General features: G+C 56.3%; 25 protein-coding genes. 13 read left to right on the top strand and 12 right to left on the bottom strand.

The annotated features are described in order from the left end of the window. Nucleotides 1–3 precede the first annotated feature (3 nt). On the bottom strand, nucleotides 4–555 hold the full coding sequence (locus tag M0P56_RS07850; RefSeq protein WP_291509499.1) for an ATP/GTP-binding protein: 552 nt from the start codon (nucleotides 553–555) through the stop codon (nucleotides 4–6). A 160-nt stretch (nucleotides 556–715) separates the two neighbouring features. Beyond that, nucleotides 716–1,102, bottom strand: a complete 387-nt coding sequence (locus M0P56_RS07845; RefSeq protein WP_291509498.1) for a hypothetical protein — start codon at nucleotides 1,100–1,102, stop codon at nucleotides 716–718. 244 nt (nucleotides 1,103–1,346) lie between these two features. Here M0P56_RS07845 and M0P56_RS07840 point away from each other — a divergent pair, with 244 nt between their 5' ends. Next, entirely contained in the window at nucleotides 1,347–1,721 is a 375-nt protein-coding gene (locus M0P56_RS07840) for a glycine zipper domain-containing protein (protein WP_291509497.1), read from the top strand. A gap of 331 nt (nucleotides 1,722–2,052) precedes the next feature. Further along, complete coding sequence (locus M0P56_RS07835; protein ID WP_291509496.1) at nucleotides 2,053–3,129, top strand: septal ring lytic transglycosylase RlpA family protein; 1,077 nt, start codon at nucleotides 2,053–2,055, stop codon at nucleotides 3,127–3,129. On the opposite strand, the gene M0P56_RS07830 is transcribed toward M0P56_RS07835, so the two are convergent. From M0P56_RS07830 to M0P56_RS07785, 10 genes are all read right to left on the bottom strand, one after another. Further along, nucleotides 3,110–3,418 carry a superinfection immunity protein gene (locus tag M0P56_RS07830; RefSeq protein ID WP_291509495.1) on the bottom strand — a complete coding sequence of 103 codons (309 nt, stop codon included), beginning with the start codon at nucleotides 3,416–3,418 and terminating at the stop codon, nucleotides 3,110–3,112. The two genes, M0P56_RS07835 and M0P56_RS07830, sit on opposite strands and share 20 nt — an antisense overlap. After that, nucleotides 3,415–4,662, bottom strand: a complete 1,248-nt coding sequence (kch, locus tag M0P56_RS07825; protein ID WP_291509494.1) for a voltage-gated potassium channel protein — start codon at nucleotides 4,660–4,662, stop codon at nucleotides 3,415–3,417. Before kch ends, M0P56_RS07830 begins: the two co-directional genes overlap by 4 nt. Before the next feature lie 294 nt (nucleotides 4,663–4,956). Then, nucleotides 4,957–6,447 carry a ribonuclease G gene (gene rng / locus M0P56_RS07820; protein WP_291509493.1) on the bottom strand — a complete coding sequence of 497 codons (1,491 nt, stop codon included), beginning with the start codon at nucleotides 6,445–6,447 and terminating at the stop codon, nucleotides 4,957–4,959. Then, on the bottom strand, nucleotides 6,444–7,022 hold the full coding sequence (locus M0P56_RS07815) for a nucleoside triphosphate pyrophosphatase (RefSeq protein WP_291509863.1): 579 nt from the start codon (nucleotides 7,020–7,022) through the stop codon (nucleotides 6,444–6,446). Before M0P56_RS07815 ends, rng begins: the two co-directional genes overlap by 4 nt. A gap of 5 nt (nucleotides 7,023–7,027) precedes the next feature. Further along, entirely contained in the window at nucleotides 7,028–7,927 is a 900-nt protein-coding gene (locus M0P56_RS07810; RefSeq protein WP_291509492.1) for a hypothetical protein, read from the bottom strand. After that, nucleotides 7,924–8,361, bottom strand: a complete 438-nt coding sequence (locus M0P56_RS07805; protein ID WP_291509491.1) for a hypothetical protein — start codon at nucleotides 8,359–8,361, stop codon at nucleotides 7,924–7,926. The genes M0P56_RS07810 and M0P56_RS07805 overlap by 4 nt, the downstream gene beginning before the upstream one ends. Nucleotides 8,362–8,368: 7 nt before the next feature. Continuing rightward, nucleotides 8,369–8,842, bottom strand: a complete 474-nt coding sequence (rlmH, locus tag M0P56_RS07800; protein ID WP_291509490.1) for a 23S rRNA (pseudouridine(1915)-N(3))-methyltransferase RlmH — start codon at nucleotides 8,840–8,842, stop codon at nucleotides 8,369–8,371. A gap of 6 nt (nucleotides 8,843–8,848) precedes the next feature. Further along, entirely contained in the window at nucleotides 8,849–9,205 is a 357-nt protein-coding gene (rsfS, locus tag M0P56_RS07795; protein ID WP_291509489.1) for a ribosome silencing factor, read from the bottom strand. A gap of 22 nt (nucleotides 9,206–9,227) precedes the next feature. Beyond that, entirely contained in the window at nucleotides 9,228–9,884 is a 657-nt protein-coding gene (gene nadD / locus M0P56_RS07790; protein ID WP_291509488.1) for a nicotinate-nucleotide adenylyltransferase, read from the bottom strand. A 72-nt stretch (nucleotides 9,885–9,956) separates the two neighbouring features. Beyond that, a complete protein-coding gene (locus tag M0P56_RS07785) occupies nucleotides 9,957–11,009 on the bottom strand; it encodes a thioredoxin fold domain-containing protein (RefSeq protein ID WP_291509487.1) in 1,053 nt (350 codons plus the stop codon). Nucleotides 11,010–11,038: 29 nt separating this feature from the next. On the opposite strand from M0P56_RS07785, the gene msrA reads away from it, so the two are divergent. From msrA to M0P56_RS07730, 11 genes are all read left to right on the top strand, one after another. Beyond that, complete coding sequence (gene msrA / locus M0P56_RS07780; RefSeq protein ID WP_291509486.1) at nucleotides 11,039–11,626, top strand: peptide-methionine (S)-S-oxide reductase MsrA; 588 nt, start codon at nucleotides 11,039–11,041, stop codon at nucleotides 11,624–11,626. A 14-nt stretch (nucleotides 11,627–11,640) separates the two neighbouring features. Next, nucleotides 11,641–12,075, top strand: a complete 435-nt coding sequence (gene msrB / locus M0P56_RS07775; RefSeq protein WP_291509485.1) for a peptide-methionine (R)-S-oxide reductase MsrB — start codon at nucleotides 11,641–11,643, stop codon at nucleotides 12,073–12,075. Nucleotides 12,076–12,187: 112 nt separating this feature from the next. Next, complete coding sequence (locus tag M0P56_RS07770) at nucleotides 12,188–13,297, top strand: S-(hydroxymethyl)glutathione dehydrogenase/class III alcohol dehydrogenase (protein ID WP_291509484.1); 1,110 nt, start codon at nucleotides 12,188–12,190, stop codon at nucleotides 13,295–13,297. Nucleotides 13,298–13,318: 21 nt separating this feature from the next. Next, entirely contained in the window at nucleotides 13,319–14,164 is an 846-nt protein-coding gene (gene fghA, locus M0P56_RS07765) for an S-formylglutathione hydrolase (RefSeq protein ID WP_366110223.1), read from the top strand. Nucleotides 14,165–14,605: 441 nt separating this feature from the next. Further along, nucleotides 14,606–15,295: a response regulator transcription factor gene (locus M0P56_RS07760; RefSeq protein ID WP_291509482.1), complete on the top strand. Its 690-nt coding sequence runs from the start codon at nucleotides 14,606–14,608 to the stop codon at nucleotides 15,293–15,295. 157 nt (nucleotides 15,296–15,452) lie between these two features. Then, nucleotides 15,453–16,250, top strand: a complete 798-nt coding sequence (locus M0P56_RS07755) for a hypothetical protein (RefSeq protein ID WP_291509481.1) — start codon at nucleotides 15,453–15,455, stop codon at nucleotides 16,248–16,250. Nucleotides 16,251–16,270: 20 nt separating this feature from the next. Beyond that, nucleotides 16,271–16,960 (top strand): MotA/TolQ/ExbB proton channel family protein, encoded by a 690-nt coding sequence (locus M0P56_RS07750; protein WP_291509480.1) that lies wholly within the window; start codon nucleotides 16,271–16,273, stop codon nucleotides 16,958–16,960. Then, nucleotides 16,960–17,223 carry a biopolymer transporter ExbD gene (locus M0P56_RS07745; protein WP_291509479.1) on the top strand — a complete coding sequence of 88 codons (264 nt, stop codon included), beginning with the start codon at nucleotides 16,960–16,962 and terminating at the stop codon, nucleotides 17,221–17,223. The genes M0P56_RS07750 and M0P56_RS07745 overlap by 1 nt, the downstream gene beginning before the upstream one ends. Nucleotides 17,224–17,256: 33 nt before the next feature. Continuing rightward, nucleotides 17,257–19,665, top strand: a complete 2,409-nt coding sequence (locus tag M0P56_RS07740) for a TonB-dependent receptor (RefSeq protein WP_291509478.1) — start codon at nucleotides 17,257–17,259, stop codon at nucleotides 19,663–19,665. Nucleotides 19,666–19,856: 191 nt separating this feature from the next. Next, nucleotides 19,857–22,256, top strand: coding sequence for a TonB-dependent receptor (locus M0P56_RS07735; RefSeq protein WP_291509477.1), 2,400 nt, complete (start codon nucleotides 19,857–19,859; stop codon nucleotides 22,254–22,256). A gap of 262 nt (nucleotides 22,257–22,518) precedes the next feature. Beyond that, complete coding sequence (locus M0P56_RS07730) at nucleotides 22,519–25,293, top strand: alkaline phosphatase family protein (RefSeq protein ID WP_291509476.1); 2,775 nt, start codon at nucleotides 22,519–22,521, stop codon at nucleotides 25,291–25,293. Nucleotides 25,294–25,307 lie beyond the last annotated feature (14 nt).

Genomic DNA, 25,307 nt, shown 5'->3' with positions numbered 1-25,307 from the left:
GACTTAGCGCCGCTCTGCCTCAATCATTTCCGCAGTCAGCAAACGTAACAACGCCATGACTTCCTCCGCATCACGCACATCGGTCGTGGTCAACCGCAACCGCAAGTCGCCGTGCCGCAGATAGGGTGGCAAGCGCAACGAAGCTCTCTGTTCTGGATCCAGTTTGTTCAAGGCCACCACGACCGAGGTGCTATTCAAGAAAGGTAGAATCTTGTCCAGATAGAGATGAATGGTGTCAATAGGTCGAGGTCTCGCGGCATCTATAAGCACAATCAAGCCATCCGCGTTTTTGCCCAGAATTTCCCACATAAACTGAAAACGTTCTTGTCCGGGAATGGCATAAAGATGAAGTTTGACAGGGATTTTCGGGCAACGGATTACTCCGTAGTCCATTGCTACTGTGGTGGTTCTTTTGCTTTCTAGCGATCTCGATTCTGAGTAGGCTGCGTCGGTAGAGAGCAACTTTTCGCCAAGCAACGTGCGCAAGGCAGTCGTCTTTCCAGAGGCGACATGCCCGGCAATAATGATTTTTTTTTCAACGGTCAGATCGGTCATGAGCCTCATCTTTGAAACATGTGCCAGAAGTGTAAAGCAAACCATGCCGACTCTCAAACAATCCAAGCAGGTCAATAGATTACCCATGCAACAAACTGACCGGACACTGCTGCTCCGAATCGCTGCGCAAAATCAGGCGCCGACGATGACCACAGCCTGCTCAGGGCCGCGCCATGGCCTGTCCCACATACTGTCCCATCCAGTGCTCAATCTCTTCCACCTCACGGAGGTGCCCGTAAAGGCCAATGCGTGCCGAGAATTTAGTGACAGCGGCGCCCTTGTTCTGCAGAGTAATCAGAATGGCGTTACCCTCTGAATCATATCCATGCACTTCAATAGTATCGGGACTGATCTGCTTGGACCCGGTAAACTGCATGCCCGCCTGAGGCAAAGCCCTTTCAGCCGCAGCAGTGACCACGCTAAGCGATGCGGGATAATAGGTGTAGTAGGGTACAGGATTAACTTGTGGAGCCCAGCTGGCTGTACAGCCACTCAACCCAAGAGCCAGCACCACAGAGGCTGCCGCGAGGCGTGAGGATACGGTCATAGCATTCTCCATAGCGAAATACGAGGTCGGTCCGGGAGCGGACCTTCGCCTCATACTATACTGCAAAAGGCGGCGGAGAGGATTCATCTGGCAACGCCTCAAACAAGATAATGAGAGGATAGGATATCCGTCCCGGAACCGCCATTGCGGTCGGCAGGACTGTGCCTGGTTGGCTACACTAGTATCCTTGTGGAACTTGGCACCATAATAAACACCTAAGTACTATTACGAGGAGATAGTGATCATGAAGACGGCACGCTGGTTGATGATTGCAACATTACCCTTTGCGCTAGCGGGTTGCGCAAATAATCCCTACGCCAGCAATAGCACCACGGCCAATACGGCGGGAGGTTCTTTGCTCGGTGCCGTCGCCGGCGCGGTCATCGGAAATCAAACGGGCTCGCCGCTGGCGGGTGCTGCCATTGGTGCCGGGTTAGGCGGACTTGCTGGCTATGGCATCTCCAGGAGCCAAGAGCAGGCGCCGGCACCGCAGCCCGGTTACTATGCAGCGCCACAGAGCAATGTACCGTGCCCTCCCGGCTATGTGTGTACTCCGACGGCGCCTCAATATCAGCAACCACCTGCCTGTCCGCCAGGATATACCTGCTACCCTCGATAAGTTGAAGTATGGTGGTAGTCCAAACTCCGACATGAGGTTCCGGTGCCTCGCTGCAGTGTGTATAGGGGCGCCAGGATGACCGGATCAGTTAGCGCGCACATCCAGACGGCGAGGCGCGGACCATCGGACACGTCATTTTCGATCCTGAGAAAGGCGATCATTGGAGACCATAGGTAATTCTGGCGGAGATCCACGCCGGCAGTACTCCCATTTGCCGATATTTCTCGTTTAGTGCTTGAGAATAAACAGCCAACTATCAGCCTTGCTTGAACTTTCTGGAGACTATGACCTAGAATGCAAATGTAATTCCAGACGGAGGCCGTGCATCAGCATGGGCGTACGATACCATCTTCGAGTTTTCAGGCTGGGGGCTTTCGGCTTCGCCGCCGCAGCACTTGCGGGCTGCGCGAGCATGCCCAGCCACATGGTCGGCACGTCAGGCGGTGGCCATGGTTCGGCGATAATGGGTTCTGCCTATTCCACCGGGCAGGATTGCCACGCACCAGTTCCCGACCCCAATGCTGCCTACAATCAGCCTTATGAAATCAACGGAGATTGGTATCATCCCATGCGTGGCGATGCGGGCTTTTCCGAAAATGGCATCGCCTCCTGGTACGACCAGCAATCCTCCAGCGCGGTGACCGCGATGGGCACAGCCTTCCATGCTCGGCAAATGACGGCCGCGAGCCGAACACTGCCGCTACCCTCCTGTGTGCGCGTCACTAATCTGAAGAACGGACGCAGTGTCGTGGTGCTGGTTGATGATCGCGGTCCCTTTGTGAGTGGCCGCATTATGGATATGTCTTACGGCGCCGCCAGTCAGTTGGGCATGCTCAACCAGGGCACAACGCCGGTACATATTCAGGTGATTCCCAGCAATCCAGGCCCCAGCACACCGCTTCCCCAAGTGCTCCCTGTGGCACAACAACGTATCGCGTCCAAGAAGATGACACCCGTGCCGGTCCTGCGTACACCGACGGCAATACCTGTACCAGCCTATATGTCTCCTGCCAGTGCCAACCTAACGGCCGTGGTAGACGACGCTTTTTCCAACAGCCCGGTCCGCGCCATCCCTGCCGTCCAGAAAGCCCCTCCCGTTCCTGTTCCACCGCGTTTTGAGGCTGGTGCCCACACCTTACGGCGGTGGCGGGAGGCACCACCGCCCAAGCAAATCTATCTGGAAACCGCAAATTCCATGGAGCTGCAGACCGCTGTCCGCGAACGCAGCAAACTGCAGGATTTCGGCATAAGCACCGCACAGATGGTACCAGTATCCTCCACGGCTGCGGGCGGTCTATATAAAGTCAAGATCGGGCCAATGGCCCCCACCGCCGCCCCGGAAGACTATGCGGCCAGTTTGCAACGTCTGCGTCTCGGCACTTTTGTAGTCAGTGCGCAGGAGGGTTAGGGGTATCCCCGCTCAAATTGCATAACGGCGGCTCTCGACGTTCTCCCAATATGGCCCAGACAATCAGGATCATCCAGGCGATGCCCGACCAGCCCAGTACAATATTCAGTACCAGCACCCACAGAAAATGTTCGTGGTGACGTGCTGCGGCAATAATGCTGGGGATAAAATAGATAAACAAACCGAGTATGGCACCTAATAACCATACCACCACATGCAAAAACATCGCCGCAATGCTCAATCCTATCAAGGCCAACACCACAATGCTTATCGCCATCAACGCACTCAAGCTGCAACTCCTTCCGCCTTAACGGTAAATAGTTTGCTGATAATGGCATCTCCTGCCAGTTCTTCGCCGCTGAGTGTCAGCGCCAGTAATTCGCCGCCCAACACCTCCGGGGAGATAATAAGATCGACACCGATCTGTCGCAGACGTTCCAGATTTTTACTATTCTGAACCGCCGCCACGGTTTTTCCGGAAAAAGCCAACTCCTTGGCTGCAAGGATGATAAAGGCATTTTCGCTGTCTATGATCCGCAATGCGAGAATGCCAAGGGCGTACTCGGCTCCGGCCTTGTGCAAAACATCCAGATCCGTAGCATCACCAATCATGAGGTCTTCTTTGGCCATCCATGCATGTTCTGGCGCCACGGGAACCAGCACCAGCACCTGAAAATGACGAGCAAGCAGCGCGCGATAGGTGTTCTGTGCCAACGCATTATCACCAATAATCAGATAATGGTTACGGTGACCACGCTTTTTTTCTCCCATCAACAGGCGCTGCATCCGGCCATTTACTAACGGTACAACGACCGCAGAAATGGAAGTTGCGAAAACGGTGATACCCAGAATGATGATGGAGATAACGAAAAATCGGGCATCTTCGCTTTTCGGCACAATATCCCCATACCCTACGGTGGACATGGTAACCACGGCGAAATACAAGGCGCTCACCAGATTTTTGATGGGTGGCGAAAATCCTGCCCCCAACACATAACTGCCCAGTACCGCATAGCTCATCAAGAGCAAGATAGAAATCGCCGCAAAAAGAGTACCTGCTGCCACGCTCGAACGCGCAAAATGGCGTCGAAACAACAGCAACATTACCAGGATCACGGCATTGAAGATGGTGGCACCACTCCACACAAGACCATAGTGGTGCAGCAACATGGCCAGCATCGTTGCCGCCAGCACTACCGTAATCGCCCAGGAAAATCGGGAGAGAAACAGCAATCCGAAGGCCATCAGTAGTAAAACGATACCGACAACCGCCTCGGGTATCGTGCCCAGTGCCGATAAGAGCGGGGCCTGGCTTAGGCGGGTGGATGGCGCGATATCGGCCAGTTCCGGGAATATTTGAGTAAGATGCGGCAACGCATTCAGGATCGCCAGTACCCCCAACAGCCCCACAGCAAGCGACATCGGTATCTGAGGAAACCAAACATCCAGACGGAGAACCACCCGCGTTTTAGCAGCAAAGCGAAGAAGCCGCTGCCGTAGCGATAACCGCATCACATCGGGGATTCTGATCATGAACAGTCCCTTATTTATGGAGACCAGGCGCCGTTAAAGCGGAAATTCGGCGAGGTGATAAAATACCTTTTAGCCTCATCATCATCTGCTCAGAACTTTAGCATCTTTAGAGCATTGCAGCGACATATTCCTTGCAAGGCGGGGCGCATACCCGCCGCCATGGCAATAACCCGTAACAGACCCGGCCGTGCCCATAAACGGGGATCGCGCGGAACACCTACCCCGTTAGGCGAGCAAAAGGTGAGTGGTAGTACGGTAAGGTAAAGCGGGTCCCTCTGGTGGATTCAGCCTTAATCACATCAGAATGATGTCGTACTGCTCCTGTGTATACGTCGCCTCCGCCTGCACCTTGATGGGTCGGCCGATAAACTCCTCCAGTGCCGCAAGGCTGGTGCTTTCCTCGTCTAACAGCTTCTCCATGACCTGCGGGGAGGCCAGAACCACGAAGCGTTCGGCGGGGTAGGCGCGGGTTTCGCGGACGATCTCACGAAGGACTTCGTAGCAAATGGTTTCTGCGGTTTTCATGAAGCCGCGGCCGTGGCAGTAGGGGCAAGGTTCGCAGAGGGTTTGGCGCAGGCTTTCGCGGGTGCGTTTGCGGGTCATTTCCACCAAACCCAGAGAGGATATCTGGGTGATGTTGCAGCGGGTGCGGTCGCTCTGGATGCCCTTTTCCAGCGCACGCTGGACCCGACGTTTGTGCTCCTCGTCCTCCATGTCGATAAAGTCGATGATGATCATGCCGCCGATGTTGCGCAGGCGCATCTGGCGGGCAATCGCGGCGGCGGCTTCCAGGTTGGTCTTGAGGATGGTTTCTTCCTGATTGCGTCGCCCCACGAAGCCGCCGGTGTTGACGTCCACTGTGGTCAGCGCTTCGGTCTGGTCGATGATGAGGTAGGCACCGGACTTGAGCGTGACCCGGCTTTGCAGGGCGCGCTCAATTTCGTCCTCGACATTATAAAGATCGAAGAGCGGACGCTCTCCGCTGTAGTGCTCAATGCGATCAGCCACTTCTGGGATGACACCCTGACAGAAGGCCAGAGCAGCATCGACAGTTTCCCGCGAATCAATACGTACCCGTTGGATATTGTCGGACATCACATCACGCATCATACGCATGGCGAGGTTGAGGTCGCTGTGAATCTGGCTGGGGGCAGGGCTGCGCTCCAGTCGGGCGCGGATGGAGTCCCACAGGCGCCGGAGAAAGTCGATATCCCCAGCAAAATCGGTTTCTTCCACGCCTTCCGCGAGGGTGCGGATGATGTAGCCGCCGGCCTCTTCGGGCGGGATCGCGGATTTAAGCTGTTCCTTGAGCCGGAAACGTTCTTCCGGCGATTCAATGCGGGTGGAGACGCCGATGCGCGGCACAAAGGGCATGTAAACCAGATAACGCCCTGGCAGCGTGATGCGGGTGGAGAGGCGTGCGCCTTTGCTGCCGAGAGGATCCTTGATGACCTGCACCAACACTTCCTGCCCTTCGTGGAGCAGGGCGCAGACGTTGCGGACCTCGTGGTGGCCAGCACGGGTTTCGATATCCGTTTCGCCTTGCACTTCCTCGTTGTCATCCTGAATATCCGCGGCGTGGAGGAAGGCGGTGCGTTCCAGGCCGACATCAACGAAAGCTGCCTGCATACCGGGCAGGACGCGGCGGACGATGCCTTTATAGATATTGCCCACTAGGCCGCGATGACCGCTGCGCTCGACCTGGAGCTCCTGGAGGACGCCGTTATCCACCAGCGCGACGCGGATTTCCTGGGGGGTGACGTTGATCAGCAGTTCTTCGCTCATGGATGTCCTGAGAGGCAAGGGGGGGAGAGGTTGCAAGCAGCAAGCATCTCTGCCGTTTCAAAAAGGGGCAGGCCCATGACGCCGCTGTAAGATCCCTGCAAGCCGCTGACAAAGACTGCGCCGATGCCCTGAATCGCATAGGCCCCGGCCTTGTCAACCGGTTCGCCGGTGTCCCAGTAGGCACGCATCTCCGCGCTGCTAAGGGGGCGCAAGCGGACGGCGCTGCTGCACAGGCGCAGGTCTACCTGGCCTTGATGGAGAACCGCGATAGCCGTATGCACCTGATGCCAGAGGCCACCGAGCACGGTATACATCTGCATGGCTTCATCGAAATTGCAGGGCTTGCCGAAGGCGCGATCACCCAGCGCCACGACGGTGTCTGCCGCCAGGATGATGGCTTCGGGCTTCGCCACTGCGGCAGCAAGCGCTTTGCTATGGGCCAAACGCTGAGCGAGGGCGTCCGGGGTCTCGCCGGGCCGCGGGGTCTCATCCACGGCAGTGGCCAAAACCTCTGGCGCATAGCCCAACTGCTGGAGTAGGGCTAAGCGGCGTGGTGAGGCCGAGGCGAGAATCATGCGGGTCACGGAGCCGGGCTGGTATTCACCAACAGCAGTTCAGCCGTGCCTGTGCTGAGGCCGGCGCCGGTAGCCAGAGCCAGCACTTTATCGGGGATACCGTTGCGGCGCAGGGTACGGAGGATGTTTTCGGCACGTTGGGTGGCAACATTGGCACCCAAGGGCTGTGGTGCTACCCGCACCAGTATTTCACTGGCTGCCGTCTGCTTGAGGATACCGGAGATGGCCTGCAAACGCTGTTTACCGTCAACAGAAAGCCGATTTTCGTTGCCGAACAGACTGGTTACCGGCATCGTGACATGGACTCCGTCGCTGGCGGCCCGGACTTGGGCGTATACCGTCAGCGCCTTGCCGTAGCCGGGCAGCGTTGTGAGTGGGCTGGTGGAGGCGCTTGGGATGGGTGTGGCGCCCTGCTGTGTCGCCATCCCGGCAAGGCGCTGCTCTTCAGACTGCAGCATCTGCCGCTGCTGCTGGATTTCGGCTTGCAGATGCTGGGTCTGGGCGCCGCTCATGGTTTTGCTCGCCAGTTGTTCGCGCAGTCTGCCGTATTCGCTCTGCAGCGACTGGTGCTGGCGGGTCAACGACTGCACCAGTCGCTGCAGGCTGCTGAGCCGGTTTTGTTTTGCCGCCTGTTGGCGTTGTTCGTAAAGGCCAGAGAGACGCGCATTAAAAATGGCCTGATCGACCTGGAAAAGGGCAGGGTTGATCTGGTCGCGAGTCATCATCTGAAGGCTGGTGTGCAGGCCGGACAAGGTGGCGGAAGGCATTGGCGGACCACTGCGCTGCACATTTTGCAGGCGTTGGAGGGCTTGCTGCAAAGCTTGCGTGGTGGCGGTATCGGCTGCCGCTAAGCTGGGCAGTGCAATGAGCAGGGCTGCGGCGATGAGGTGACGGGCGCGGATCATTGGGCCTCCTTGGCGATCTGCGCCTTGGTGACGTCGATTTGCTGGCGGGTCGAAGCAATCTGACTTTGCAAATTGCCGATCTGACTTTTCAGCATGGCGCGCTGGCCGCTGCTGGTTGATGCGTTCAGGCGGATCTGGATATTATCCAGCAGCACTTTGGCGAGCAGGGTCTGACGGTCAGCATACACATAATCGCCACGCGCCACTGCTTCCCGTGCGGCGCTCAGGGCCTTCTGTACCGGCGCCAGTTGCCGCGTGTTGACCGCCGGCGAGAGGGCGAGGATGCGCTCCCTGCCCGCCTGTACCGCAACGGCGTCTGAGGCACTCTGTTGCGGGCTGACCTGCACTATCTGTGCACAGGCGCCGAGACCTAGACTCAGGGCCAGTGCCATCCCCAGACGGGGATAGAGACTTCGGTTCCATAGCGTGTTCACGTCAGCGTCACTCCTCTCCGCCACGATGGTAAGGTAATCCGGCCTGAATGCTCCAGGCCCGGTATAATTGTTCAGCCAGCACGACGCGCACCACCGGGTGCGCGAGGGTCAAGGGCGACAGGGACCAGCGCCAGTCCGGTTGCAGGGCCGGATCGAGGCCATCGGGGCCGCCGATCCACAGCGCCACATCGCGCCCGCCGCCAAACCAGGTGTCGACGCGCTGCGCTAAGGCCTCGCTGTCCAGTTGCTTGCCGCCCACTTCCAGCGCTACCCGCTCGGCACCACTGGGGGTTGCTGCCAGAATCCGTTCACCCTCTTCGCGTCGCCAGCGTACCGGGTCCCCACTGCGCCCGCGTCGTGCCAGCGGCAGTGCGCGCCACTCGACACGCAATTGTGGAGGCATCCGTTCGGTATATCCGGCGACGCCCGCCTCTACCCATGCCGGCATTTTGCTGCCGATCGCCAGCACCCAGAGGCGCATTGCGGATCAGCGCCCCTCGCCTTGACCGCGCATCTGCGGGAGTTCTCCCCAGAGCCGCTCCAACTGGTAAAAATCGCGCACTTCCGGGCGCATCACATGGACGACGACGTCACCGAGATCCACCAGCGCCCAGTCGCCCACGGTGAGACCTTCCTTGCCTATGGGTTTTACACCCTCTTCGCGCATGCGTGCCATCACGGCGTCGGCCAGCGCCCGCAGGTGCCGGTCGGATGTGCCGGAGGCAATGATCAGATAGTCGGTGATGTCGGTCTGTTTGCGGACATCAATGCTCTTGATGTCGAGCGCTTTGTGTTCATCCAGAACGGAGAGGGCCAGGTCGCGGAGGGTTTCTGCTGTCGCCAAGTGTTATGATCCTTTGTGTTGGTTACGGGCTATGGTAGAGCCCTTCGGCATCAATATAATCCAATACTTCGTCAGGTAACAGGAAACGCGGACTTTGATGACTGGCGAGCAGGCTGCGGATGCTGGTGGCGGAAATCTCCAGCGCGGTGACTGTGTGAAACAAAATACGCCCGGCCGGCGTCTGGCGCAGGGTGCTCACATCCTCACAACGGCGCTGGTATAAGGCCTGACGCAGGGCTTCCGGTAATTCGGCAGCGGGCCAGCCGGGGCGCCCGGTAACAATGAGATGGGTGAGGTCCAAAATGCGCTGCCAGCGGTGCCAGGTGTCGAAGCGCAGAAAGGCATCCATGCCGATGGCCATGGCGAGGACTGCATCCGGGCGCTGCTGGCGCAGTGCCGTGAGGGTGTCGACGGTGTAGGACGGCCCTTCCCGCTCCACTTCCCAGGAACTGACCGTGAAGTGCGGGTGGTGGGCGACGGCGATGCGGGTCATGACCAGACGATGGCGGGCATCAGCCCAGGGGCTTTGGCGGTGGGGTGGGTGCCCGGCCGGGATCAGCATCACCTGGGCGATGCCTAGGGCCTGCCGCACCTCTTCCACGGCGCGCAGGTGCCCGTAATGGATGGGATCGAAGGTGCCGCCGAGGATGACCAGATCATCGTGTGTGGAGCTGTGCATAGACGGAATATAACCAAGGGCTGACTGCGAGGGAAGTCGGCTGGTATCGGAAATGCGCCAGCCCGGCGGAGATCAGGGTATGCAGCCATCCGCGCTCACATTGCCATCGAGCGACTTGATCAGCGTGGGAAGTGCATGCATGGCGATGCCATGTTCCAGGGTCATCTGCCGGTCGGTTTTACCCGCTGATGCGTTGGCGTCTGGTGCATTCTTCTGACAGAAGAGCAGGGTTGGTGTCGCTTCTTCGCCGCTGGACTGAAGCAACGCGGTGTTGGTGTTGATGGCTGCTATGTCCTTTGGAGGAATCTGTGCTAAGGGCCGGGTGCCGCCTTCCTCGGTATTCTCGTCAAATCCTTTCTCGTTATTCGCCCATGCAACTGCCGGATCTTTGGCGGCGAGAATTGTGGCCGCCTTGGCGACGCTGGAGTCTTTCAGAAAGCCGACCGGGATTAGTTTTGCCCGGAGTTGACCTTCGGCGACGGGTTCTTGTAACGCTTTCCAGAGCAGATGGCAGTAGATACAGTTGGGATCCATAAACACCACGATCAGTGGGCCTGCATGGCCTATCGTGAAGCCCGGTGCCTTCATTGCCGCCAAGGCAATCTGTTCGGCGGGGACCTTCCTGGGTTGGACCAGATACTTTTTTGTAGCCGTCCGGGTGATATCGTGGCCCTTATCGTTCACTACCGGGCCGAGCAGGAGGTAGCGGTTGGACAACATCCAGAGTATGCCCTGCTGATGCTGGGCATTCTCGGCGACGATGCCTGTAAGCTTTTTGGTGGGGCCAGGAAAGACTTTGATTACGTGGGCCTGGCCGTGGAAGTTGTTTTGCACCAGATGTTCCGCAGATTTGAGATTCTGGCTGCTTGCGCACCCGGCGAGCGCCAGCGGGCCGAAAAGCAGCGCCGCAAACCGCAGTCCTGCGGCTTTTCTGAATCCAATGCGCCCTTTTGTTACTCGGCTCTGATTCTCAGTTTCCATGCCCCATTCTCCAGAAGTTTTGCAAAACGAACCTCGCCAGAACGTGAATACTAGCAAATGCGCCGGAGTCTGGCACATCGCCTGTTGACATTTGGTTTGGTGAGATTTTGCGGTTATGCTCAGGGCAATGCCCGCTCCGGTCAAGGGCTACGGGCGCTCATGGAGTGCATGTCATGGCTTTAACGATGCCTGCTCCCAGCCGCGAGGATCCCGCCGCCGATGCGCCGGGTGTGGCGGTGCTGGCGGGGGGCTGCTTCTGGTGTGTGGAGGCGGTGTATCTGGAACTTGCCGGGGTGACACGGGTAGTGTCTGGTTATGCGGGGGGCGCGGCGGCGACCGCGAATTACCGGGCGGTGTGCGGCGGCGCAACAGGCCATGCTGAAGCGATAGAGATTCACTATGATCCAAAAGTATTATCTTTTGGCCGTTTGTTACAGGTCTTTTTTGCGGTGGCCCACGATCCGACGCAGCATAACCGGCAGGGGAATGATGTGGGGACGCAGTACCGCTCCGTCATATTTACTCTGAACGATGCGCAGGCGGCGATGGCACGGGATTATGTGACGCAGCTCAATCAGGCGGATGTTTTTGATGGGCCCGTTGTCACCGAAATCGCACCCTTGACGCATTTCTATCCCGCCGAAGACACGCATCAGGATTATGCCCGTCGGCATCCCGATCAGCCCTATATCTGCATGGTGGCGCAGCCGAAGGTGGAGAAACTGCACGCGCGTTTTCCGCAATTATTGCGCAAAACTTAACGGAGATTATAGCAATGATCTGTTCGTCTGCTGGTTTTGATTTGACCCCGATTGACGCCGGTAAGCGCTCAAAAATGGCGCAGGGCTTGTCTGCCGAGGTGCGTCATGTGCTTTTTGAGCATGGTACGGAGCCGCCCTTTTGCGGCGGCCTGTTACATGAAAAGGGGGATGGGGTTTTTGTCTGTGGTTTATGCAGTCTGCCGTTGTTTCGTTCTACGGCCAAGTTTGAGTCGGGGACGGGCTGGCCGAGTTTCTGGGAGCCTTATGCGCCTGATCATATCCGCGAGATTCGCGATGCCAGCCACGGTATGGTTCGCACGGAAATCCGCTGTGCCCGTTGCGATAGCCATCTGGGGCATGTGTTTCCCGATGGCCCGGCGCCGACGGGGCTGCGCTACTGTCTGAATTCGGCAGCGCTGCGCTTTGAAAAGACCGATTCGTCGGGTTAGATGGCTTCGATCGGCTATGCTCACGATGAATGCACCCATGATGGTGCCTCGTCTCCCGCTGAACCTGTCTGACTTTTTACATTACACCACCTGAAACTACTGGAGAAATCCCATGGATATCCGTGCTGCCGTCGCCTATGCTGCCAATCAGCCCCTCGTCGTCGAAACTGTGCAACTGGAAGGCCCCCGTACCGGTGAGGTACTGGTGGAGATCAAAGCGACCGGCGTCTGCCATACCGATGCCTACACCCTCTCCGGTATGGACCCCGAGGGGCTGTTTCCGACGGTGTTGGGCCATGAAGGTGCGGGCGTGGTGGTGGAGGTTGGACCGGGCGTGCGCTCGCTAAAACCGGGCGATCACGTCATCCCGCTCTACACCCCCGAATGCCGGGAGTGCGAATACTGTCTGAGCGGCAAGACCAATCTCTGCCAGGCTATTCGCGAAACCCAGGGGCGCGGCGTGATGCCCGATGGCACCAGCCGCTTTTCCATCAACGGTACACTCCTGTATCACTACATGGGTACCAGTACCTTTGCCAATTACACCGTGCTCCCCGAGATCGCCTTGGCGAAAATTCGGAAAGATGCCCCCTTCGACAAGGTCTGCTACATCGGATGTGGGGTCACCACTGGTGTCGGTGCGGTGATCCACACTGCCAAGGTCCGCCCCGGCGATAAAGTCGTGATCTTCGGGCTCGGCGGGATCGGGCTCAATGTAGTGCAGGGCGCGCGCATGGCCGGTGCCGATATGATCGTCGGGGTCGATATCAACCCGACGAAGCGGGCGCTGGCCGAGCAGTTCGGCATGACCCACTTCGTCAATCCCAAAGAAGTTGAGGGTGACTTGGTGCCCTATCTGGTGAGTCTGACCAAGGGCGGCGCTGACTTTAGTTTCGAGTGCATCGGCAACGTGGACCTGATGCGCCAGGCGCTGGAATGCTGCCACAAGGGCTGGGGCACCAGTATCATCATCGGCGTGGCGGGTAGCGGTCAGGAAATCCGCACCCGTCCCTTCCAACTCGTCACCGGCCGCAACTGGCGCGGTTCCGCCTTCGGTGGCGCCAAGGGCCGCACCGATGTGCCCAAGATTGTCGACTGGTATATGGAAGGCAAGATTCATATCGACGAAATGATCACTCATACCCTGCCGGTGGAAGAGATCAATACCGCTTTTGATCTGATGCACAAGGGTGAGTCCATCCGCACCGTGCTGACCTTTTAAGGGCGGCTGATGACAACCGAACTGGAACTATTGGAGGCGCATGCCTGTTTCGGCGGATCGGTGCAGCGCTACCAGCACCACTCCGATATCTGCCATGCACCCATGCGCTTCTCGGTCTTTCTCCCGCCCCATAGGGCAGATCAACGACTGCCCGTCGTTTATTTTTTGGCGGGCCTGACCTGCACCGAAGAGACATTCATGATCAAGGCCGGTGCCCAGCGCTATGCGACGGAACGGGGCCTGATCCTCGTCGCGCCGGACACCAGCCCGCGTCAGACCGGTATCCCTGGCGAGGATAACGACTGGGATTTTGGTAGCGGGGCGGGGTTCTATGTGGATGCGACGGCGGCCCCTTGGTCGGCCCATTACCAGATGCATCGGTATGTGACCGAAGAGTTGCCCGCATTGATCGATCGGTATTTTCCCGTGAATCCCCAGCAACAAGGCATCTGTGGCCATTCCATGGGCGGTCACGGCGCTCTGGTCTGCGGGCTGCTTCATCCCGACAAATATCGCTCCATCTCAGCCTTCGCCCCTGTCTGCGCTCCCAGTCGCAGTCCCTGGGGACAGAAAGCCTTCGCCGCTTATCTCGGGCCGGATCAGCGGCGCTGGCGGAGCTACGACACTCTGGCCCTGCTGAAGGAGACTGCCGGAACGACAACCACGCCCCTTCTCATTGATCAGGGGCGCGCTGATCCTTTTCTGGAGGCCGAACTGAAGACACACTGGCTCGAAGAACTGAAAGATGTCCGGCTGATTCTGCGTTGGCACGAGGGCTATGATCACAGCTACTTCTTTATCGCCAGCTTCATCGGTGAGCATCTCGCTTTCCATGCCCAACACTTGCGCGAAATATCTCCGGCCTGATGGCTGGGTTGGTCCGCCAAGTATCCATCCGGTCCATTGCGCCGTCGTAGTCGCTAGCGATACCCCTTGGTCTGGGGATATGCCCGCGTAAATTGTCATAAAAAAGTCATGCAATCTTCATACTAGTGTCACATAAGTCAATTATCCTATGCGGAGCCGCAATACTAGCCCCTATAAGGAGAACTGCATGAGTCAGTCCATGGGCACATACGTACCCCAACTCAGCACCATCGATTCCCTCAACAATGCGCCGGTGAGTTTCTTCCATTTGCTTGTCGCGTTCACGGCGAGCATGGGATGTTCCCTATGTTGTTAATTTTATTAAACAGTATTGCGGTACACACTGTGCATGTGCTACGCACGGCAATGTTGGCGCAGACGCGAACTTCCCCCCACCGATCCGGGGGCGGATCACCGCAAGGCCCACGGATCCTTCTGCTGGTGAATGCACGAACCAACGGTAAAACGATCGTCGCTGTGGAAGTGGCTCTGGAACGCGCGGGCGGCCAGGTAAGACGGGTCACGGAGCGCCCCGAAGCCGAGCAGTTGATGCGGTACTGGGATCCTGAAGTGTTTGTTCTGCTCGGATGGTCTGCCGCGGTGGGTGACTGGCTGCGGCGCCAGCAATTGGCATTCCATCAGGACGATTTGCCCTTTCTGGTGGTTGGCAGTAGTGCAGAAGAAGACCATCACGAACCCAACGCCGTTGCAGCGCTGGAAGTAGGTGCGCAAGCTTATATCCCCGTCAGTCTGGGATTGGAAATTTTGACCGCCCAGGTGCGAGGTCTCCTCAAAAAGCTGCGCACACATGCCCCGACACGGGTGGGTGAAGAGGAAAACCTCTGCATTGATCTCGTGTCATTGCGTGTCTGGATATTGGGCCAGGAAATTCATCTGCCGCGGCGGCTTTTCTATCTGCTTTACTATTTCGCTACCCATCCGGACGAGGTCGTTTCCAACGATCAGATTGCCGACATCCTGTGGGGCGGTAAGGGCGCCTATCTCGCTCCCAATACTCTGGTAGTCAAGATTTATCGTTTACGCAAGATTCTGGAAAGTGCCGGGGCCAAAGGCTGGCTGGAAACAGTGCACAGTTTCGGATACCGCTTTTCACCGCCAAAGAATGCGTGAAATGTCATGAAAGCGTCATAAAAACATCATAAAAACGCCACCCCAGTGACACATGGATGCAATATTCGGCTGTTAGCATAGGGGCTATTCCAGGAGGCAAAAGACCTCCACTTTTGATGTTGTCGGATACAACCCGGCGCATATAAGAGGTAGCCGCATGAACGCCGTAATACAAAGCTCAGCACACCCGCTGGTGGTGCTGGAGCGGAACACGCTGATTACTCACGCCTTGCTTGATCGATTGTCTGCCTATACCGGGTCGATATTTCGGGTCAGCGACCTGCATCGCTGCAAGATCGCCTTGAGCGCGCAGCGACTCACCCCAATTCTCTTTCTCGCCGGCAAGCCGCTGGAAAGCAGTTGGGCCGACTGGAAAGCGCATGTCAAGTGGGCTACCCACACATCCTGCCCAATAACGGCTATAGATTTACCCAGAGGCTCTGCTGCGCCTGCTTTCCTGAAATCTCAGATTATCGAGAACATGGTGGACCTCGACGACCCCTCTGTGGATGTCGCCCGCCACCTGGAAAGGCTCATTCAGCAGACGGCTATCACGACGCTCACCTATGGTCCACTGCAGATCGATCAATCCCGCAAGACGTTAAGTAGCGCGGGACGATCTGTCGCCATAAAAGACGCGCTGTTTACTGTAATGGCCTTATTCTGGGGTCATCCCCAGTGTGTCTTATCACTGAAACTCCTGCAGCAAACGTTGTCCAAAGCGGAAACAACATCTGCCATCGATGCCCGCTTGGTGATCAGCGCCTTACGTAGCCGCCTGCGTTTCCTCGGTTTCGACGACTGCATCGTCACGCTCCGTGGACGCGGCTATCAGTTCAATCCCCCCGAAACGTTCCGGCACGTCAGCGAGATGGCTGTACGTCCCGTAGGAGGTAACACTCCCTTCACCGATTTTTCTTCTTCCGCGCGCTGCTTCGGCGCCGTTTCTATTTGATATTTTGCGGAGTTTTATTGATGAATACTGCTTATCTCATCCATCTCGCCAACTACTCTGACGGTGTGCTTTATGTGCTCGCCGGTCTTCTTATGGTCGCCCTGGGTATCATTGTCGACCGTTTCTGGTATCTGCGTCGCACTATCCTGCGCGGCACCGTCTTTGTGCAGGAGCTCGCCCAGCACGGGCGATTGGATCGAGACGCCCTGCAAACTCTCGCGGAGGACGCTGGCGCATTGCCGGAGGCAGCACTTCTGAAAACGGCGGCGAGCCACTCAGGGCATGTGCAGGGTGAAGCACTCGCCAGTCGCCTGGAAGAGAGCATCCTGGTCATGGCGCCGCAACTGGATCGTCGGCTGTGGCTGTTGGACACCATCATTACCCTGGCTCCGCTGCTCGGCCTTTTCGGCACCATCATCGGCATGTTTCACGCCTTCTCCGTATTGGCCGCACCGGGGCACGCGCCGACGGCGGTGACTGGCGGGGTGGCCGATGCCCTGGTCGCCACCGCCACCGGCCTTTTCATCGCCATGACCGGCTTGGTGGCTTTCAATGCCTTCAATAATCAGGTGCGGCAGATCCTGCTGCAGTTGGATTCGGTGAAGACCATGTTGCTCAACCGCATGGACGGGCACCCGATCACCGACGGTAAGGGGAATATCCAGACCGCGACGCCAAAGGTGGCAGCTGCCGTGGTGAGGGCGGGCTGATGGAACGTCGCTACTTCGAGCGGAAGAAGGGCCGGGTCGAGATCATCCAACATCGAAAAGGATGGCACGGTGAATGTGAAGGGCCATCACTATGCTTTGGCCGCACTACAAAAATGTTGGCGAACGACGGCAACCCCGGCAAGACCCAGATCACCATAGCGGCCGATAAGGTCGTACCGTTTCAAGATTTCGTTGACGTCATGGATGTCTGCCAGAAGGCAGGGGTCAGTGAGATTGGTATTGCCGCAAAGGCCGCGAAGTAACTCAACCGTAACTACAACAAAAGGAGTATGTCCGTGAAACATCAGTATCGTTATCATCCCTTATTTAGTGCATTGATTGCTGCTGGTTTGTGTGGAATTTCCGGCATGGCATTTGCTGCCGGTGTAACCGCTCCCACCACCTCGTCCAGCAGCATCAGTGTCGGAGAGGTGTCCTCTAACACGGGCGCTTTAGACACGCTGGCTCATCTCCCCACAAAAAAACAGGTATTCAATTCCACCCAATCGGTGAAAGTAATCAATAAGCGTCAGATGGCCACCGCAGGCCCCGCGGGTGGGGCGGCACAGGCACTTGCCGTAGCGCCAGGGGTCAACGTTGTCACCAACGGGCCAAGTGGCGCGCCACGCTCGTCGATCAGCATTAATGGCATGAAGACAGGCTGGGGAAACATTGCGGGCAACGCGAATGATGGTACGGTCATGGTCACCTTCGACGGCGTGCCCATGGTTGATCCGGCTTACGGCGTCTGGCAGGGCTCGGAGCTGCCACAAATGTCCATGATCAAGGGCATTACGGTAACTTACGGTCCAGGCTATCCGCTGAATCGTTGGTATAACAATATTGGCGGCTCCGTTAATTTTTCGCCGCTGCAACCGACCAAGAAGGCTGGGGCATCCATAGGCATGTACTATGGGAGTTTTGATTCTAAAGGTATCCACTTCAACGTTCGCACTGGCCAGCACGATGGCTGGTCAGGGATCATTGCGGGCGGGGTCGGTAGCAGCGGCAATTATTTGAATGGATATGGCTTCAACAATCCTGGGAACAACTACGCGTATTATGGAAAAGTACGAAAAATATTCCGTGGTGGTCACCTCAGTTTTGGTGGTTATGTCTCTCGTTCCGTTGCCTACAGACCGTTACCAATCCCGGTAGCCGCCAATCCGAATGTCACCATTTACGGAGTCAACACAAACACCGGAAATGTGAATCCAGGCCCTATCTACAGTCAGCAAACCACGGGGTTTTATACTACCCTCCCTTATTCTGTTTACTGGAAAGAAGCCTTTATAAAGACCTACCTCATTTATTCTCGATTTGAACAACACCTTACACACAACATCGCGTTCCATAACCTATTATGGTATCGGTATGGCGACCGCGTGCATCTGCACTACAACAATACTGGCAATGCTGCCAACGTGCTCAATCAGTATTATAACGCCTCCGATCATACCTACGGGGACAAACTTTATCTGACCGTGAATGCGCCATACAACAACATTTCGCTCGGTGGGTATTTCCTGAATTCGAAATATAACTCCCTGTTGTATTTTTATAATCAGAACCAGATTGCAACCTATGATTCGCTAAGCCCTAACGCCGGTAATAACGTAATCATCAACGGCTCTCCCGTGTACAATAGTCCATCCTTGCCAAGCGCGTTCCATAGTTCGTATCTCTACATGACGGACCTTGCAGCCTTTGTCCAAGACGTCATTCGTCCCATCCACAGCCTGCGCATTACGCCCGGTATTCGCGTGGTTCAATTCCAAACAAATTTTGTGAACAACTCTGCTGCCCAGTTCCCCACGAGTGTGGCTAACCTGATCGGTCATAATGGCGATTACCAGCCAAACTCATCGACGAATTTTACGGAGTTTGAGCCATCTATCGGCGTCAACTATAAAGTGACGCCCAACGTTGCACTATATGGTAACTACGCCACTGGCTACAAGGCGCCGGCCGGAGCCACCGGGACATATGCTCATGAACTGACGTCCACTTTGCAGCCTCAGAAGTCGACACAGTACCAGGTCGGCGTGAAAACGTATGTCAAAAATTATGGCCTACTGCATCATGCCGTCTTCAATGCGAACTACTACCACCTGGATGATACCAATGAAATCATTCCCATCCCGGTAGTAAACCATCTTTACTCGCGCTTCGCATCTGGTTCGTCAGTATTCAGCGGGGTCAATCTGTCGATGGACGATAATCCCCTTTACAATCTTTACCTGTTCTCCAACGTGAGCTTCGAGAAGGCCACCTACTCGAACTATACTACAGGTCATGGCGTATCATACGCTGGCCTGCCTATTTCTAATGTGCCGGAACAAACCGCCAACATTGGTGCCTATTATCAGTTTTATCATGCGGGTATTCTGTTTGAGCCACGAGTCTGGTGGCAGTACACCGGCGTTCAGAATATCTACAACAACAACACTGGAGCCCCCACAAATCAGAAATTGCCCAGTTTCGGTATATTCAACGCCTCGCTGCGAGTCAAGGTATCAAAAAGATACCTGTTTGCCGGGATGCACGATGCCGCTGTTAATGTAACGGTCCTCAATCTGCTGAATAAGCAGTATAATAATTATGAGTATATTTCTGGTGGTGGCTATTATGGGGTGGCTGGACAGCTACTGGGGGAACCAGGCATGCCACGTGCGGTTTATGTCAGTGTAAGTGCCTCATTTTAGCTGAATGAAGTAACATGTTTGGCCGGGGGGAACTCTATTCTCCCCGGTTTTTGAATGTTGGAATGTCATATTATGGTCATTATGGCGTAATAGTGGTGTCACAATTCTCCTGTACCATTTTGCCTGTTGCTTTGGCAACATAATGAAATCGTGTGATTTTATGCGAGCATATTCTTATACAGGAGCCAGAAATGAATAAGCGGTATCGTATGAACCCGTTATTGTTCGCCATGAGCGCTGCGGGAATTTGTACTTTGAGCACGTTAACAGCGGCGTATGGTACCAACTCGGCGTCTGCTATCGACGTTTCGCAAGTGCATAGTTCAGGCGCACAATCTACCAGTGTTGGCGAAGTAAACGCTTCGGCCAATGCGTTTTCTGAATCTGCCAAGGCGCTGGCCAGTACCGACGGCAAGCTGACCAAAAAGAAAGTTTTTGAGTCCACGCAATCTCAGGCGGTTCTTGGGAGACGTGAAATTCAGGGCGTAGGCCCTGCCGCAGGGGCGGCGCAAGCGCTGTCTCTGGCGCCTGGTGTCGCGGTACGTGGATACGGTGGCATCGCCTCGACCGCGCGCTATGAAATCGCTGTGCGCGGCGTGAAGGTGGGGTGGTCATCCGTGAATGGTGACGTCGAGCGCAATGGCTTGACGGTGCTGTTTGACGGAATCCCCATGAACAATTTGATTTCCCACAATGGTGGTTGGGACTCCAACGAAATTCCTATTCTGCAGATGATCCATGGCATCAACGTAACCTATGGTCCTGGCAATCCAGCCGGTCGGTGGTTCGACAGTATCGGTGGCACCATCAACTTTGTGCCGTTGCAGCCATCCGTAAAACCGAGCGCCGAGATAGGTACTACCTTTGGAAGTAACGGCACGCTCGGCTACAACTTCGATCTCAAAACGGGAATGTACGATGGCTGGTCCGCGATTCTGGCCGGGGGTTATACGAAAAATAACACCTTCCGGACGGGTTCGTTCAGCGCTCCATCCCAGTCCTTCGCCTATTTTGGCAAGGCGGTAAAGACCTTCAGAAGTGGTACCTTTAGCCTTGGCGGCTATGTCGACAGCTCGCGTGAGTTCCGGCCCAATTTCATACCGGTGACCCCCATACAGGGCGTTACTGCCCAGGGCTTGAATGCCAACGCGCCTTTGTATAGCCAACAGACCAGCGGGTTTTACGCATCACTGCCTGAGTCTGTCTGGTTTAAACAGCTGAAAGTGCAGGACTACATGCTGTATTCCAAGCTGAACCTTCACCTCAGCAGGGACGTCACGCTGCACGAAATGGCCTGGTATCGCCATGGTTACCGACTCCATTATCGCATCACCAATTACACGCCGGGAAACAGCGCGAATTCCGAGTATTACGATCCGACATCGGACACCTATGGGGACAAGCTGTATTTCGACTGGCAGTTGCCGATGAATCTGCTGAAGGCTGGAGGGTCGTGGATTCATCAGCAATACACCAGCCGGTATGCCGGGTATAATACGCTTCTGGGCACCAGTCCGTCGTTCCCCAGTCAGTACAATAGCGACGTTCTTTATAACAACTATTTGGCGGGATTTATTCAGGATACGATTACGCCGTTATCCGGCCTAAAGATTACGCCAGGCGTTGCAGCGGTCCAGTACCAGACTCAAATGTACAATAATGGAGATCAGGTATTCACCAATCTTCCTGCGGGTGCCCAAAATCAGACGCTGATCAATAGTGCTGCGGATACCATATCCGGTCTTGAACCTTCGGTTGGGGTGCGCTTTGCCCCGGTAAAGTGGGGTTCACTCTATGCCCATTATGCGCGGTCTTATCAAAACCCCACTGATAATAACTTTGGTGCCTACAATAGCCACGGAGGCAGCATAGACTTCAACAGTTTGAAGCCGGTAAAAAGCACAGATTATGAAGTCGGAGCCAAGTTTCTAGTGCACAACTGGATGTTGCTGCACAACTTCACGTTCAATATCAACTACTACAATGATCATCTGGCTAATGAGACCATAGCGACCTATCTGACGAACATTGCACAGACCAAGTTCGCTTCGGCCGATGCGGTGGTGAATGGCGTGAATATCGCCATCGCCGACAACCCCTCCTGGAACTGGCACCTGTTCGCCAATCTGGCACTCAATCATTCGTACTATACCTCATATACTCCGCAGGGTGGTGGCACGATATTATATGGCGCCAATGTATCTTATAGCCCCGACCTCACTATGAGCGCTGGTCTTGACTATCGGTACTACTATCATGGCTTTCTGTTCTCTCCACAGTTCGTGGATCAGTACACCAGTTCACAGTACCTCTTCAACAACGTGACCGGTGCGCCATCGCACCAGAAACAGCCGGGATACAATATCTCCAATCTTAGCCTGGGGGTAAAAACGACCCGATTGAATCAATACATCCCCACTCTGAAAGACGTGAAGCTCTCCGTGGGAATATATAATCTCTTCGATGCCCAGTATAACCCCATTGAGTACATCACCAGTGGTGGGTACTTCGGTGGTAACAGTGCCGGCGCCATTTTGGCTGATCCGGGAGCTCCCCGTCAGTATTTTGTGACGGTAGCGGCCAAGTTCTAAGCCGTTTTGCGGCGCTGCGTCTTATGACGCAGCGCACTTTGTCAAGTTATGCCGTCATGATTTGACAAAGGGTAGTGATCAAGCCTGTGGCAACTTAAATGCCCGTAGTCTTCGCATCATAATGAGGAAATAAAGAATGATCCGGCCGCTTCATTTAACCATGCTATGCGCAATGTCCGCTCTGGCTCTGGCTCTGATTCGAACGGCTTTGGCCGGTCCTTTTCCGGTTAGTCAGGCAGAATACCCATCCGAATGGGCGGCGATGAACGGCGTAAAGGCGATACCGCTCAAAGCCATACTACCCACCGGGAGAACGGTGGCCCCTGTAGGCCGCTTGAATGGGACCCCCAATCTGCCGACGATGCTCGCCATACGTGGTAATCAGGTCGCGGTGCTTGCCAATGGCGCCACGCCCTTCCAGACCCTCACCTTTTATGACGCAGAAACCCTCAAACCCATAGATCGACTGGCGGCGTTTTCCAAGGTCGTTCCTAACCAGCCCGTTGCTTTGGCCACCCGCGGCGGAAGCGGGATTGCGCTGAATCCTCTTCATACGGGTGCTAGTGGTACGGTGTATGTCCCCAAGGAAGACGCCGCGCAGAAAATCGCGCAGGCCAAGGCCACTCTTGCGGCAGAAAGTAATCCGACGGCCAGTCCCACCACTTTGCTTTCTCACAGCGATTTCTTCCAGGGCCTGACGGCGGGACCTGACGGTGTTTTCTACGCCACGGGTGGCGACTCCGATAAGGTTATTGCCCTGCGCAGCAAAGATGGCAAGGCGCGCGTCATCCGTCAGTACCTCCTGCAATGGCAATCTTTCCCCAGGAATCAGTATCCCTACCAATACCAGGGCGACCAGCAAAAGCGGTATCTGTTTTATCCCGACTCCGTGGTGATCGGCCCCGACAAGCACCATCTTTATGTCACCGGTATGCTGGCCAATAGTCTGGCGCGCATCGATATCGCCAGCGGCAAAACGGATTATGTGAATGCAGGTCCCTATCCTTTTGCCGTCGCCCTCGCCGATCAGGGGCGGCGACTGGTGGTGAGCGACTGGGGCAGCAACGGCGTGACCGTTCTGGATCGTCAAACTTTCCGGGTGCTCGGTCATGTCGCCACTGGCCACGCTGTGGGACCTTCTACCGTCGCCGCTGGTGTACATCCCAGCGCGATGGTGGCAGTGCCGGACAGCCCCGACGTCTTTGTCGCTGACGCCAACATCGACAAGGTAGTCGAGGTCAACACGCAGACGCTGCAGCCGGTACGCATTATCAACGATAACCCCTACCGCAACGCGCCGCCCGGCAGTTATCCGGACGGACTCGCCGTCGCCGGTGGCAAGCTTTTCGTCGCCAATGCCGGGAACAATGATGTAGCCGTCTACAACGTGCATACCGGCCAACGCTTGGGATTGATCCCCACCGCCTGGTATCCCACAGCACTGGTAGTAAACGATGGCGCCCTCTATGTGACCTGCGCCAAAGGTCTGGGCTCCGGCCCCAATCTCCAATGGCAGTATATTGGCAATATGATGCACGGGGTCCTGCAGAAGGTGGAACTGTCCGAACTCCCCACGCATCTCGCTCAGTGGACCCAGGACGCCCTCCACAACGATGGATTCGCGCTGTCTCAGCGCACAGCGCAGCACACGCAGGATGTCCAGACCACAGTCTTTCTTAAAAAACATATCCGCTATGTGGTCTTCATCCTGCGGGAGAACAAGACCTTCGATGAGGATCTCGGAGATTACCCTGCGGCCGGGAAGTGGGCGGACCCTCATTTTGATCTCTATAACCAAAAAGAACTGCCCAATCTCTACCAGCTCGCCCATCACTATGCGCTTTTCGTCAACTTCATGGCCGATGGCGAAGTCACGGCGCAAGGGCATCAATGGGTGGACGGTGCCTCCGACTCCGATGTTGTCCAGCGCCTGTGGCCCGAGTATTACTCCAATCGAGGCCTGCTCTGGAACGCCGGACCCGGCGGATCGGCTTCCTTAAAACCCAAAGCGCCCGGCGCCCACAACCCTTATCACTATGACGAGAAACTGGGGGACTTCACCAATCCGTGGATCAGTTATCCGGAACGTCTGTATCTTTTCAACGATCTCCTGCAAAGCCATGTGTCATTCGAGGACTTCGGTGAAGATATCACTCGCGCCCGGGATGGGGTGATCCGTTCAGCGCTCAAGGCCCATGTGGCCAGGAGCTATCCTTCCTGGGACCGGATGATCCTCGACTCCGACCGGGCGAAGCTGGCTATCGACTGGCTCCAAAAACATCCGGGGGCGAAATTCCCGCACTTTGTGTATATCTGGCTGCCCGACGACCATACCGCGGGTCTGGCGCCTTGTTACTATACCCCCGATTACTACGTCGCCAACAGTGATGATGCGACGGCGAAATTCATCCACTATCTGTCCACCACCCCGCAATGGAAGCACATGGTCGTGTTCCTGACCGAAGACGATGCGCAGTCCGGTGCCGATCACATCAATGCGCATCGGACGCTGGCTCTGGCCCTGGGGCCCTGGATCAAAAAGGGTATTTTGGCCACCGGTCTCTACTCTCAGGTCAATATCGTCAAGACCATTGAGGCGGCCCTGGGGCTGCCGCCCATGTCCCAGTGGGATGAAAACGCAGCGGTCCTCTCGGGGATATGGACCAGACATCCCCGCTTCGCTCCAACGCCGAAGGTCATACCTATTCAGGTCCCCGTCGCCTTCAATTCCGGCAAATGCGCGGATCGCATGCTCCTGCGCCGGGAGGCGGGTGCCACGGGTCATATCCTCACCCCCGCCTGGCTGAAAGCGCATACCGATCCCCATGGGCAGCATCTGGCATTTATCGGTCAGCAGCATACCTACACGCCGACCTCTCTGCTCAAGGTCGGTGGTCCAGAGCAGTTGAAGCAGGAGTGGATCGCGAGCAAGGGCGTGAAGAGCTATGACCGCTTCACGGACTACCTGCGTCACTACGCCCAGGCCCATGGGCTGACCATCGCCAGTTATGAAGCCAATGAGGGAAAGCTCCACTGACTCTGCATAAATGC

This window comes from Acidithiobacillus sp., assembly GCF_023229925.1.
GTDB lineage: Bacteria > Pseudomonadota > Gammaproteobacteria > Acidithiobacillales > Acidithiobacillaceae > Acidithiobacillus.
Note: the sequence above shows the minus strand (reverse complement) of the source record. Positions and strands in the feature narration are given on the sequence as shown.

Excerpts from the sequence above, each read along its gene's own strand:
- M0P56_RS07810 (WP_291509492.1), bottom strand. The coding sequence starts at position 7,927 with ATGATCCGCGCCCGTCACCTCATCGCCGCAGCCCTGCTCATTGCACTG.
- M0P56_RS07745 (WP_291509479.1), top strand. The coding sequence starts at position 16,960 with ATGGAACGTCGCTACTTCGAGCGGAAGAAGGGCCGGGTCGAGATCATC.
- msrA (WP_291509486.1), top strand. The coding sequence starts at position 11,039 with ATGGCTTTAACGATGCCTGCTCCCAGCCGCGAGGATCCCGCCGCCGAT.
- M0P56_RS07730 (WP_291509476.1), top strand. The coding sequence starts at position 22,519 with ATGAACGGCGTAAAGGCGATACCGCTCAAAGCCATACTACCCACCGGG.
- M0P56_RS07735 (WP_291509477.1), top strand. The coding sequence starts at position 19,857 with ATGAATAAGCGGTATCGTATGAACCCGTTATTGTTCGCCATGAGCGCT.
- M0P56_RS07815 (WP_291509863.1), bottom strand. The coding sequence starts at position 7,022 with ATGATTCTCGCCTCGGCCTCACCACGCCGCTTAGCCCTACTCCAGCAG.
- M0P56_RS07835 (WP_291509496.1), top strand. The coding sequence starts at position 2,053 with ATGGGCGTACGATACCATCTTCGAGTTTTCAGGCTGGGGGCTTTCGGC.
- M0P56_RS07845 (WP_291509498.1), bottom strand. The coding sequence starts at position 1,102 with ATGACCGTATCCTCACGCCTCGCGGCAGCCTCTGTGGTGCTGGCTCTT.
- M0P56_RS07770 (WP_291509484.1), top strand. The coding sequence starts at position 12,188 with ATGGATATCCGTGCTGCCGTCGCCTATGCTGCCAATCAGCCCCTCGTC.
- rng (WP_291509493.1), bottom strand. The coding sequence starts at position 6,447 with ATGAGCGAAGAACTGCTGATCAACGTCACCCCCCAGGAAATCCGCGTC.
- nadD (WP_291509488.1), bottom strand. The coding sequence starts at position 9,884 with ATGCACAGCTCCACACACGATGATCTGGTCATCCTCGGCGGCACCTTC.
- kch (WP_291509494.1), bottom strand. The coding sequence starts at position 4,662 with ATGATCAGAATCCCCGATGTGATGCGGTTATCGCTACGGCAGCGGCTT.
- M0P56_RS07850 (WP_291509499.1), bottom strand. The coding sequence starts at position 555 with ATGACCGATCTGACCGTTGAAAAAAAAATCATTATTGCCGGGCATGTC.
- M0P56_RS07755 (WP_291509481.1), top strand. The coding sequence starts at position 15,453 with ATGAACGCCGTAATACAAAGCTCAGCACACCCGCTGGTGGTGCTGGAG.
- msrB (WP_291509485.1), top strand. The coding sequence starts at position 11,641 with ATGATCTGTTCGTCTGCTGGTTTTGATTTGACCCCGATTGACGCCGGT.
- rlmH (WP_291509490.1), bottom strand. The coding sequence starts at position 8,842 with ATGCGCCTCTGGGTGCTGGCGATCGGCAGCAAAATGCCGGCATGGGTA.
- M0P56_RS07840 (WP_291509497.1), top strand. The coding sequence starts at position 1,347 with ATGAAGACGGCACGCTGGTTGATGATTGCAACATTACCCTTTGCGCTA.
- M0P56_RS07750 (WP_291509480.1), top strand. The coding sequence starts at position 16,271 with ATGAATACTGCTTATCTCATCCATCTCGCCAACTACTCTGACGGTGTG.